Origin of the sequence: Pseudomonas sp. SH10-3B (genome assembly GCF_019891415.1) — a bacterium.
Classification (GTDB): domain Bacteria; phylum Pseudomonadota; class Gammaproteobacteria; order Pseudomonadales; family Pseudomonadaceae; genus Aquipseudomonas.
Window position 1 is genome coordinate 1 of the sequence record NZ_JAFLXD010000084.1, and the last position, 11,541, is coordinate 11,541.

The window sequence follows — 11,541 nt, forward strand, 5'->3', positions numbered from 1 at the left end:
ATCCAGACCCTCCACATTTTTTCAGGCACATCGAGGTGGTTGGTTTTAGGGCCGCTTCGCAGCCCAACGCGGGGCAAGCCCGCTCGCCACAGGTCAGTCCGCTGCCCTTACGACGCTAAGTCGATCAATCAGCGGTACCCGCTCAAACAGCCTGAATACCGGGGCTGTCACCCGCAGCAATACCCCCGACACCTTCGCCGCAAACGGCGTGTAATACCCCCAGCCCAACGCCAACAGCGCCAGCAGCACACCGCCGATGTAATCGTCCTGCCCCCAATGGGCACCCGCCACCAGCCGCGGCATCATAAACAACAGCGCCAGGCCCCAGATCACCAGCACCTGGCCGATGCGCTTGGCGAACACCGTCATGAACATCCCCCAGATCAACAGCACCGAAGCATGATCCCCTGGGAAGCTTTGGCTTGAGCGGTCCTTCAGCTCCCAGGTCTTCTCCAGCCCGGGGAAATAGTCACTCATCTGGATCGCCCCGGCGATTACCATCGACGGGCTGCTGTGCTGCCAGCCCATCTGCGCCGCGAGTTTGGAAAACAGCATGCGGATAAACAACAACAGCAACAAAATGCCGACAAAACCTAACAGTGCCTGGCGTACCTGCACGGCCTTGAAGACCCAGTCGCCACGAATCAGTAGCATCAGCAGGATTACTCCGACCACTGCATCAAAAGGCCGCAAACTGGCTACGGCCCATACGTGCAGCCACGTTGAGCTGCTCGCCAGCGGATCATTGAGCAGATGAAACAGCCACTCGTCGAAAAGCACACACATCATCTGGCCCGTGGGCCACAGCCAAAAACACAGCAACCCGATAGCGAGTAGATTGCAAAGTGCCCATTGCCGGAGGTTCCACTTGGCTTGGAACAAACCCGGATTGTTCATAAACTGTCCCTCTTCGCTCTATTCAGCTCTCTGTTTCCAGGAGAAAGCCGCACCAAATTGGTGCTAAAGCGTTTAATTTTATAAACCTTGTAATCAATTTGTCATCAATTCAGATACCCAGACCTATGACTGATCTACCGGATACCGACTTCACCCAACGCTTCATCTTCGACGAGAGCGACGCCCGCGGCGAAATGGTGTCGTTGGAGCGCAGCTACGCCGAAGTCCTCGCCAAGCACCCCTATCCGGAGCCGGTCGCGCAACTGCTCGGTGAGCTGATGGCAGCCGCAGCGTTGCTGGTGGGCACTATGAAGTTCGACGGTTTGCTGATCCTGCAAGCCCGTTCCGAAGGGCCGATTCCGCTGCTGATGATCGAGTGCTCCAGCGAGCGCGAAATCCGTGGCCTGGCCCGTTATGAAGCCGACCAGATTGCCCCGGACGCCACCCTGGCCGAGCTGATGCCCAACGGCGTCCTGGCGCTCACCGTCGACCCGACCGTAGGCCAGCGTTACCAGGGCATCGTCGACCTCGACGGCAAAACGCTATCGGAATGCTTCACCAACTATTTCGTGATGTCCCAGCAAGTGGGCACCAAGTTCTGGCTCAACGCCGACGGCAAGCGCGCCCGTGGCATGTTGCTGCAACAACTGCCGGCCGACCGTATCAAGGACGACGAAGATCGTGCTGAAAGCTGGCGGCACTGCATTGCCTTGGCCGATACCTTGAAAGCCGAAGAGTTGCTGGGCCTGGACAACGAAACCATCCTGCACCGCCTGTACCACGAAGACCCCGTGCGCCTGTTCGATGCGCAAACCCTGCACTTCCACTGCAGCTGCTCCCGCGAGCGTTCGGGTAACGCCCTGGTCAGCCTGGGCCTGGAAGATGCGCAGAATCTGGTGGTGGAACACGGTGGAAATATCGAGATCGATTGCCAGTTCTGTAACGAGCGCTACCTGTTCGACGCTGCCGATGTAGCGCAATTGTTCGCTGGTGCAGGTATCGACACGCCTTCTGACACCCGCCACTAAAACGTTTAAGCACAGGTAAATCACCTGACAAATGTCGGAATAGAGGTGTTCTGACGGGAGGGCCCTACTTTTTTTGGGCTTTTCTGGCATAATCCGGCCCACTTTTTTCGCGGTAGTAGTGCGCAACTTTCTACTACAAAACGTTTGGAGCACTCGGCCATAGGCCGACGGGGAACCTCATGACGCAAGCCAATAACGCCGTATACACCGATCTGAGTGTTGACGATCTGGTCAAAGAAGCCCTGCAGCGCGGTGAAGGCGTGCTTGCCGATACCGGTGCGCTGGTCGTAGAAACCGGTCACCGTACCGGCCGTTCGCCAGTCGACCGTTTCATCGTTGAAGAGCCTTCTACCCAGGATTCCATTGCCTGGGGCCCGATCAACCGCAAGTTCCCGGCCGACAAGTTCGATGCCCTGTGGGCACGCGTCGAGGCGTTCAACAACGCGCAAGAGCATTTCGTTTCCCACGTTCACGTAGGGGCTGCCGAAGACCACTACCTGGCCGTGAAAATGACCACCCAGACTGCCTGGCAGAACCTGTTCGGTCGTTGCCTGTTCATCAACCCGGCCCAGTACAACCCGGCCGGTCGTGACGAGTGGCAAGTGCTCAACGTAGCCAACTTCGAGTGCGTGCCTGAGCGTGACGGCACCAACTCCGACGGTTGCGTGATCCTCAACTTCGCCCAGAAAAAAGTGCTGATCGCCGGCATGCGCTACGCCGGTGAAATGAAGAAAGCCATGTTCTCGGTGCAGAACTACCTGCTGCCGGCTTCCGACGTACTGCCGATGCACTGCGCCGCCAACATTGGCGAAGCAGGCGACGTGACCCTGTTCTTTGGTCTGTCCGGTACCGGCAAGACCACCCTGTCCGCCGACGAAAGCCGTTACCTGATCGGTGACGACGAACACGGCTGGGGCGAAGGCGTGGTGTTCAACATCGAAGGCGGTTGCTATGCCAAGTGCATCGACCTGTCCGAGAAGAACGAGCCGGTTATCTGGAAAGCCATCAAGCACGGCGCCGTGCTGGAAAACGTCGTCATCGACGACGCCAAGCACGCTGACTATGCCGATGTCAGCCTGACCCAGAACAGCCGCGCGGCCTACCCGCTGGAGCACGTTGCCAAGCGTTCCGAGAAGAACCTGGGCGGCGAGCCAAACGCGGTGATCTTCCTGACCTGCGACCTGACCGGCGTACTGCCGCCAGTGTCCATCCTCAGCGAAGAACAAGCGGCCTACCACTTCCTGTCTGGCTACACCGCACTGGTGGGTTCGACCGAAATGGGTTCGGGCAGCGGCATCAAGTCGACCTTCTCCACCTGCTTCGGCGCGCCGTTCTTCCCACGCCCGGCTGGCGAATACGCTGAGCTTTTGATCAAGCGCATCCGCGGCTTCGGCTCCAAGGTCTACCTGGTCAACACCGGCTGGACCGGCGGCGGCTACGGCGTCGGCAAGCGTTTCAACATCCCGACCACTCGCGGCGTGATCGCAGCGATCCAGAGCGGCGCGTTGATCGGTGCTGAAACCGAACACCTCGACACCATCAACCTCGACGTGCCATTGGCCGTACCGGGCGTTGAGACCGGCCTGTTGAACCCACGTAACACCTGGGCTGACAAGGCTGCTTACGATGAAGCTGCGAAGGCGCTGGCTGGTCTGTTCATCGAGAACTTCAAGAAGTTTGAAGTGAGCGATGCGATCAAGGCTGCGGGTCCGAAGTTGTAAGATTCGCAAGCTGTTAAAAAGCCGCCCCTAGTGGGCGGCTTTTTTGTGCGTGAAAGGTTAGTCGACGATATGCAGGACCACCGCCCCGACCAGCACCAGCACAACCCCCAGCACCTGCACCGCCGACAACCGCTCCTTGAAAAACACATACCCCAAAATCGCCGCAATCCCCCCTGATAACGTACTGATCACCGTCACCACCGACACCGACCCCGACATCGCTCCCCACGAAAACGCCGAAAATCCACCCAGGTTCATCAGGCTTGCCCCTGTCAGCGTGGCGCAGTTTTTCAGCGGCGGAATCTTCAGGCCGTCCTTGATCTTCAGCACCATCACTACCAGCACGCACAGCCCTACCAGGTAGCCGAGCCAAAGCATGGTGATCGGCCCCAGCGCAGGCAGTGTGTAGCGACCTTGTAGCCAGAAACTGGTGCCGTATAGCAACGCGGCAAGCATCGCGTAGGCGACCGAGCGGTTTGAGCTGTTGTGCGGGATGCCATTGTCCTTGTGGATGCTGGAAAGGATCACGCCGATGACGCACAGGGCGATGCAGCCGAGTTGGATCAGGCTGATGTGTTCGCCGCTGGCCCAGGAGAGCAGGGTGGTGACGACGCCGTAGGACGTCACCAGCGGCGCCACGATGGCGGCTTTGCCCAGGGCGAAGGCCTTGGACAGGGCAAGGGCGCCGGAGACGGTGAACAGTGCGGCGGCAATGCCCAGCAGCCAGACGCTCATCGAGGCGTTCAGGGATTTGAAGAGCAAGGCGGGGAAGATGATCAGCAGCAGGGTCATGATCACGAAGCCGAGGGCCTGGCCGAAGTACACCGCGCGCTTAACGCCCACGGCCCGGGCGTTGAGACCCACGAGAAAATCCGTACCACCCCAGAGCAGGGCGGCCAGCAGGCCCATTGTTACGTCCATGTAAGGTCCTTGTTGTTTTGAGCGCGGCTTGCCAGGTTAGCTTAGATCCAATGGAGGAGGGGCTTGCTCGCTATAGCCGGGTGTCAGTCATCGATCGACTGGCTGATATACCGATATCGGGGGCAAGCCCCCTCCCACATGGGGTCTGCGGTGTGCCTCGGGCCAGTGTTCGCTCAACTGAGGTTCTCCAGCGTTTGGGTGTCCCAGCTGTGGGTCTTGATGGCCAGGTAGAGCATGCCGATGGTCAGCGGGACCTTGTCGCCATGCCCCTTGCCGCGGCGTTTGAGGAACACGTCAAAGACCGGTGGGTTGAAGTAACGATAAGTGTCGTAGTCGCCGAGGTCGAGGGCGAATTCCTGCTCCAGCGCTTCCATGAGTTGCTTGGCCTCACTGCCGTCACAGCCCAGGTCGAAATTGAGTGAGGTTTGCAGGCGGATGGTTTTGTGTTTCGGCAGGCCGATTTCTTCGTGCAGCAGTTGCAGGAGTTGCTGCATGACGGGGTCTTCGGGGAGGTTGGCGGCGAGGTTCATGGTGGGGGCACGCAGGAGTGGGTGAAGGGGCTGGTTGCGTTGGAGGCGGTATTTGTTTCGAGTGATGAAGAGCGCCAAGCCTATCAAGAATACAAAGACAGGTAGGAGGGGCATTCTGAGGATCACCGCTACATAGGGTAGTAGGCACGTCAAAATAAGGCCTGTTGTAAGAAATGTGACTGCGAAGTGCTTTCTGAGCATTGGGTCTGTGATTTGGTAGTGCAGCACCAAATAGAGAATGAGAAAGGAAGCGGATTGAAGGTAAAGGGCCATGTCACTAAGACTCGTCCGAGTAGACATGCATTGAGAGTGTTGACCGCGCCACCGTTTTTGCTTCAAGCAGGCATAGATTGGCCAAAGCATGCCGATTGTCAGGTACAACAGTGAAGCGAATCACCGTGAAGATGACGCCATAGTGGCTGATGTGTTGAGTCCTTTCGATGTTCACAGGTTTCTGCCGAGAAAGTTGAGACCGCGCTATTTTCATTCAGCTACGGGTAACTTCTGTAGAGGGTTAAGCGGGTGTTTGGAGCAGTTTGGGAAGGGGATGTCGCGGTGTTTGGAGGTTTCCTACAACCGTTTCCGGCATTTGTGGCTTGGCAGCGATGCAACAGGTAAAACTGGCCAAATATGGGAGCCGGGCTTGCCCGCAATGACGGTGGGTCAGGTATGAAAATGTCGCCTGATGCTCCGCCATTGCAGGCTCGCCAGCGCCCACAGGGTCAGCTGTGTGCCTGGCCTTCAGAGCATTCCCACGCAGAGCGTGAGGAGCGATCACTCTCCTACAGGCCTGCTGATACACCGATCAAAAATCGCCTCCAACCCCCGATAATCACACGCCACCGCGTCAATATTCGCCGGTATCCATGCCGCGTGTTTGACCAGCCACCAGTTCACTGAAAAACCCGCGTTGACGATGATCTGTTCAAACAAAATCCGCTGCGCCCGGCCGTTGCCCTCGCGGAAAGGGTGGATGACGTTGAGGTCGCCATAGGCTTCGGCAATCTTGCTCACCAACTCGGTTTGGCTGGCGCCGACAAACCAGTTTGCCTCGGCCATCTGCCGGACGATCTTCGCGGCTTCTGGTGGGATGCGCTCCGGGGTGCAGAACAGGGTGTCGCCTTTCTGGATATTCACGCTGCGCAACTCACCGGCCCAGTCGTAGATGTCACCAAACAGCGTGCGGTGGATGTGTTGCAGGCGTTCGAGGTCGTAGGGCGGGGGGAAGAGCGGGAGGCTGCCTACGGCGATTTCGGATAATTCCCGCTCCGCTTGGTGCAGGCGGGCTTCGTCGAGCAAATCGAGGCGGTTGCGCAGGACGCTGCTACCGGGATAGCAGTACGGATCCTGGCCCACCCCGTATTTGTCGAGCATCAGCGTGGGGTGTTGCGGTACTTGGCAAGCACGGCTTCGCGTGTCGGCAGGGGTTTGTCGACGTCGGCCGGTTGGGTGTCGAACCCTTCCAGGCGCAGGCTGGCCAGGTAATTGGAACGGCGGATCTTGTGGTAATGATCCTGTTTTTGCTCAAACGTCAGTTCGCTCATCGCAGCGTACTCCTGGGTAGCAAGGTTTGATTGTAGCGCAATGCTTCAACGGGAAGGCGGGATAAAAACCACGTCACATTCTGTATAAAAAATCCGCCGACACCCGGAATTCAGCGTATGTTTCACCGCAAAATCTTGTAGGGCGATTTCCGCCCGCTACTTAAAGGGAGTTGAGCATGGGTTTGCTGCGTGTTGCTTCGGCGATGTCATTGTGTGCGGTGGCTTTTTCGGTCCAGGCCGGGCAGTTGCCGATCGAAGTGCTCAGTGCGGTGGTCAAGGACCAGAAAATCGCTGATGCCGAAGTGCTGCTGCAACGTAACGGCGCACAGAACGTGGTGGGTCGCACTAACGCCCAGGGCCAGGTGACGCTGACCAGTGAGGCCGCTGATGATGCGAGCAATCTGCTGATCATCAAGAAACCTGGCTACTCCAACCTGGTGGTGAAGTGCCCATGCGCGGGCATGACCTACGCCATCAGCCCGGTGATGGAAAACCTCGACGGCCTGCGTGTGGTGCTGACCTGGGGCAAGACGCCGAGTGACCTCGACTCCCACATGATCTTCCCCGGCAATAACATCTACTTCGAGAACCAGAAGGGTACCGACGCCGAGTTGGATGTGGATGACACTGACAGCTACGGTCCGGAAACCATCACCCTGCAGAAAAAACACTACGGCGAAAGCTACGTCTATGCCGTGCACGACTACAGCAATGGCGGCAACCCAGGCTCGCACCAGTTGTCCGACAGCGAAGCCAAGGTGTTCGTGTACATGGGCCAATCGCTGGTGCGTACTTACTACGTGCCCAAGAACCGCAGCGGTAACCTGTGGACGGTGTTCCGCATGACCGGCAGCGGCGACTTCCAGGACATCAACACCTTCAGTGGCGTGACCGTGAATGCGGCGAATGTACTCAACGAAGTCAAACCGCTGCTGGATGACAGCGTCGCGGTCACCGCAGTCACCGTCAGCTCTTCCGTACAATCCGATGCGAAGCGTCTGAACCTGCAGGGTGAAGCGGCCTACCAGGCCGGCAAGCTGGACCAGGCCATCGACCTGTTCCGCCAGGCTATCGAGTTGGACAATGGCTTCGGCAAGGCCTACGGCAACCTCGGCCTGGCGTATCAGAAAGCCGGTAACACTGCCGAGTCGATCTGGGCCAACCGCAAGGCTATCGCCCTCGCCACCGGCGCCAATGCTGCCACCGTGCGTGCAGGTGCCTACTACAACATTGCGCGGATCTACGAAGCAGCGGGGCAGTTCCCGGATGCGTTGCGTCACTACCAGTTGGCCAAGGAACAGAAGGCCAACCCGGTGTATGACACGGCGATTGAGCGCGTGCAGAATCGCTGATTCAGCTGTAGTGCAGTTCTGAAATGTGGGAGGGGGGGCAACCCCCCCTCCCACATTTGGTTTGCAGTGTTCCTATAGCCACAGTCGAATTTGGCCCAAGGCCATTGCTGCACCCTGTGTATCATCCTGTCTCTTTTTCCCATGCGACCTTTCTCGATTCGCTGAGCTTACTGGGCTACGTTTTTAAGCCACCTTCAGCGGTCAATGGAGTGACAGCTTATGCACGACACCCTCCAGCAGGTCTTTGGTTATCCACAGTTTCGTTTGGGCCAGGAAGAAACGGTCAGCGCCATACTGGCCGGTCGTTCGGCTGCGGCCATTTTTCCTACGGGGTCGGGCAAGTCCCTGTGTTATCAGCTGTCGGCGGTGCTGCTGCCGCACCTGACGTTGGTGGTGTCGCCATTGTTGGCGTTGATGCAGGACCAATTGGGCTTCCTGCAACGCCACGGTATTTCGGCGGGCAGTATCGATTCGGCGCAAAGCCGCGAGGACGCCAATGACGTGATGGCCCGTGCGCGTTCGGGCGAGTTGAAAATCCTGATGATTTCCGTGGAGCGTTTGAAGAACGAGCGCTTTCGCAACTTTCTGCAAAGTGTGCAGATCTCGCTGCTGGTGGTGGATGAGGCGCACTGTATTTCCGAGTGGGGCCACAACTTCCGTCCGGACTATTTGAAGCTGCCGGACTACCAGCGCCAGTTCAAGATCCCACAAGCGCTGCTGCTGACGGCTACGGCCACGCCCAAGGTGATTGCCGACATGCAGGCCAAGTTCGCCATTGCGCCGGACGACGTGGTCACCACGGGCTTCTACCGGCCCAACCTCAACCTGTTGGTGGAGCCGGTCGCCGGTGCGGACAAACGTCGGCGCCTGGTGCAGTGGATGAGCGAGCGGGCCAACCAGCCCAGCATCGTCTACGTCACCTTGCAGAAAACCGCCGAGCAGATTGCCGAGCATCTGAACCGCAACGGCATCCAGGCCGAGGCGTACCACGCCGGCTTGCCCCACGACAGGCGGGAGGGCATCCAGCAGCGCTTCATGGGTGGGCGCTCCAATTGCATCGTCGCCACCATCGCGTTCGGCATGGGCATCGACAAGAGTGACATCCGCAATGTGGTGCATTTTGACCTGCCTAAATCCATCGAGAACTACAGCCAGGAAATCGGCCGTGCGGGGCGTGATGGGCAGCCCTCGGACTGCCTCGTGCTGGCCAACCGCGACAGCCTCAATGTGCTGGAAAACTTCGTGTATGGCGATACGCCGGAGCAGGACGGTATCCGCCGTGTGCTGGAGGAACTACAGTCGGCGCGCAGTGAGGGGCAGTGGGAGTTCCTGCTGAGGTCGCTGTCGGACCACAGCAACATCCGTGAACTGCCACTGAAGACACTGCTGGTGCAATTGGAGCTCAAGGGCGTGATTGCGCCGCGCTATGCGTTTTATGCCGAGTATCGCTTCAAGTACCTGGTCGAGCCCGAGGCCTTGCTGGCGCGTTTTTCCGGCGAGCGCCAACAGTTTGTCGCGGCGATCATCCAGGTGTGCAAGCGCGCAAAAACCTGGGCGACCGTGGATTTCGACGCGCTTTACCAGCAACACAATGCCGAGCGCAGCCGGGTGGTGAAGGCCCTGGATTACTTCCAGGAGCAAGGCCTGATCGAGTTGGAAAGCAAGCAGATGACCGAGGTCTACAGCCTGCTGGATACCGATTTTGATCCACAGGTGTTGAGCGTCGAGTTATACACAGGCTTCAAGCAGCACGAGGTGACGGAGGTGGCGCGGATTCACGCCATGCTCGATCTGTTCGCTACCGAGCATTGCCTGGGGCAGCGGCTGGCCGAGTACTTCGGCGATGAAAATGCACCGCAGCGCTGCGGGCACTGTTCTGTGTGCCACGGCCATGTCGCGCATTTGCCGGTGCCGCCGAGCCTGCCGCCGCTTGTGGATAAAAACTTCATGGGGCTGTGCGGTGATTTTATCCACAGGCATCATGAGCACACCGGCCAATTGCCGGGCGCTGAGCGGCTGACACGTTTCCTGGGCGGTATCAGCGTGCCGTTGTTTACCAAGTTGAAGGCGCGAGGGATTCCCGGTTTTGCTGCGCTGGAGGACTATCCCTACGCCGATGTGCGTGAGTGGGCCCAAGTCCATTTGAATGACCTGTAACCCTACTTTCATGAGACGTGCCCATGCCTGACTCAATGCCACAACGCGCCGATTACCGGCACTTCCAGCCAATCACCACGCGCTGGCACGACAACGATGTGTACGGCCATGTGAACAATGTCACCTACTACAGCTTCTTCGACACGGCGGTGAATACCTACCTGATCGAACAGGGTGGGTTGGATATTCATGACGGTGAAGTGGTGGGGTTCGTGGTGAGTTCGGCGTGCGATTACTTCGCGTCTATTGCCTTTCCCGACCGCCTGGAAATCGGCCTGCGGGTGGGCAAATTGGGCAACAGCTCAGTGCAGTACGAGTTGGCTGTATTCAAGGCAGGCGAAGAGGAAGCCTGTGCGGCGGGGCGCTTTGTGCATGTGTTCGTGGATCGGGGGACGAACCAGCCGGTGACCATTCCGGGGATGTTGCGCGAGGCGTTGCAGCGGTTGGTGGTCTGACTTCGGCGTTGCAGGCACCACGGAACCCAATGTGGGAGGGGGCTTGCTCCCGATAGCGGTGGGTTAGCCAGTACACGGGTGGCTGACACTCTGCTATCGGGAGCAAGCCCCCTCCCACATTGGTTTTGCGCTGTTTTTTAGCGCTTAGCGGTGACGGTAGTGATGCTTGTTCTTGCGATGCCCGTAGGCATGGCCACGGCCGCGATGGTCATCGCGGTCATAACGGCGGTTATCACGACTACGACGATCATCGTCATCACTCTTGTTGCCCATGTAGTTGCCCAGCGCACCACCCGCGCCACCGCCGGCTGCTGAGCCGATCAGTGCACCGGTGCTGCCGCCGACACTGCGGCCCACCACGTTGCCGCCGGCTGCGCCCAGTGCGCCGCCAATGGCTGCTTCGCCGCGGCTGCGCTTATCGGCGCCGACCGCGCTACCACCTGCGCCACCGAGGGCTGCGCCGATGGTCGAACCGGTATTGCCGCCCAACTGCTGCCCGACAACCGAGCCTAGAACCCCGCCCAATGCGCCGCCCACACCGGCTTCGGTGGTGCCACCGGCCATGGCTGCGCCACTGACCAGGCCAAGGGACAACAAGAGAATCGAGGAGAACTTCATAGAGAGACCTCAAGAGGATGACGGCGCGATCCTGAGGCTGTATCGACATGGTTACAATAGAAATCCGACCAGTAACACGAGTTGTACACAATTCTCTAAGTTACTGTTTTAACTCCGGAACTTAAGTGGTTTTTGCGAGTCTTTAGCTACTTCGGAACGGCCGCTTTTATGCAAAAGCGGCCTTTTTTGTGCCCGGATTTTTACGACAATCAGCTTTGCAGCTTTTCTGTGGCGAGCGGGCTTGCCCCGCGTTGGGCTGCGAAGCAGCCCTATTAGGGCCGCCCCGGCGTGTCAGGCAAATCGCGGCGTCAGGTTTTG

Annotated in this window: 11 protein-coding genes; 5 read left to right on the forward strand and 6 right to left on the reverse strand. The window is 58.7% G+C overall.

Annotated features, from left to right (window positions below; genetic code table 11):
* Window positions 1-93: 93 nt before the first annotated feature.
* Window positions 94-897: a phosphatase PAP2 family protein gene (locus J1G35_RS29805; RefSeq protein WP_053140291.1), complete on the reverse strand. Its 804-nt coding sequence runs from the start codon at window positions 895-897 to the stop codon at window positions 94-96.
* A gap of 125 nt (window positions 898-1,022) precedes the next feature.
* On the opposite strand from J1G35_RS29805, the gene hslO reads away from it, so the two are divergent.
* Together hslO and J1G35_RS29815 are read left to right on the forward strand one after the other, a co-directional pair.
* The gene (hslO, locus tag J1G35_RS29810; RefSeq protein ID WP_223016790.1) at window positions 1,023-1,925 is read left to right on the forward strand and encodes an Hsp33 family molecular chaperone HslO; all 903 of its coding nucleotides are present in this window, start codon (window positions 1,023-1,025) and stop codon (window positions 1,923-1,925) included.
* Window positions 1,926-2,104: 179 nt separating this feature from the next.
* Window positions 2,105-3,646 carry a phosphoenolpyruvate carboxykinase gene (locus tag J1G35_RS29815; protein ID WP_053140296.1) on the forward strand — a complete coding sequence of 514 codons (1,542 nt, stop codon included), beginning with the start codon at window positions 2,105-2,107 and terminating at the stop codon, window positions 3,644-3,646.
* A 57-nt stretch (window positions 3,647-3,703) separates the two neighbouring features.
* Here J1G35_RS29815 and J1G35_RS29820 read toward each other — a convergent pair whose 3' ends face one another.
* The 4 genes from J1G35_RS29820 to J1G35_RS29835 form a co-directional block, all read right to left on the reverse strand.
* Entirely contained in the window at window positions 3,704-4,555 is an 852-nt protein-coding gene (locus tag J1G35_RS29820; protein WP_223016795.1) for a DMT family transporter, read from the reverse strand.
* Between the two features lie 185 nt (window positions 4,556-4,740).
* On the reverse strand, window positions 4,741-5,097 hold the full coding sequence (locus J1G35_RS29825) for a DUF1493 family protein (protein WP_223016791.1): 357 nt from the start codon (window positions 5,095-5,097) through the stop codon (window positions 4,741-4,743).
* A gap of 774 nt (window positions 5,098-5,871) precedes the next feature.
* On the reverse strand, window positions 5,872-6,471 hold the full coding sequence (locus tag J1G35_RS29830; RefSeq protein ID WP_223016792.1) for a putative adenosine monophosphate-protein transferase Fic: 600 nt from the start codon (window positions 6,469-6,471) through the stop codon (window positions 5,872-5,874).
* Window positions 6,471-6,641, reverse strand: a complete 171-nt coding sequence (locus J1G35_RS29835; protein ID WP_003236014.1) for a YhfG family protein — start codon at window positions 6,639-6,641, stop codon at window positions 6,471-6,473. The genes J1G35_RS29830 and J1G35_RS29835 overlap by 1 nt, the downstream gene beginning before the upstream one ends.
* A 176-nt stretch (window positions 6,642-6,817) precedes the next feature.
* Between J1G35_RS29835 and J1G35_RS29840 the strand changes: the two genes are divergently transcribed.
* The 3 genes from J1G35_RS29840 (at window position 6,818) to J1G35_RS29850 (ending at window position 10,605) form a co-directional block, all read left to right on the forward strand.
* Window positions 6,818-7,993 carry a tetratricopeptide repeat protein gene (locus tag J1G35_RS29840; RefSeq protein ID WP_223016793.1) on the forward strand — a complete coding sequence of 392 codons (1,176 nt, stop codon included), beginning with the start codon at window positions 6,818-6,820 and terminating at the stop codon, window positions 7,991-7,993.
* A 219-nt stretch (window positions 7,994-8,212) separates the two neighbouring features.
* Window positions 8,213-10,150 (forward strand): RecQ family ATP-dependent DNA helicase, encoded by a 1,938-nt coding sequence (locus J1G35_RS29845; protein ID WP_223016794.1) that lies wholly within the window; start codon window positions 8,213-8,215, stop codon window positions 10,148-10,150.
* A 23-nt stretch (window positions 10,151-10,173) separates the two neighbouring features.
* Window positions 10,174-10,605 (forward strand): thioesterase family protein, encoded by a 432-nt coding sequence (locus J1G35_RS29850; RefSeq protein ID WP_053140311.1) that lies wholly within the window; start codon window positions 10,174-10,176, stop codon window positions 10,603-10,605.
* Between the two features lie 144 nt (window positions 10,606-10,749).
* On the opposite strand, the gene J1G35_RS29855 is transcribed toward J1G35_RS29850, so the two are convergent.
* Window positions 10,750-11,223: a glycine zipper domain-containing protein gene (locus J1G35_RS29855; protein WP_053140314.1), complete on the reverse strand. Its 474-nt coding sequence runs from the start codon at window positions 11,221-11,223 to the stop codon at window positions 10,750-10,752.
* Window positions 11,224-11,541 lie beyond the last annotated feature (318 nt).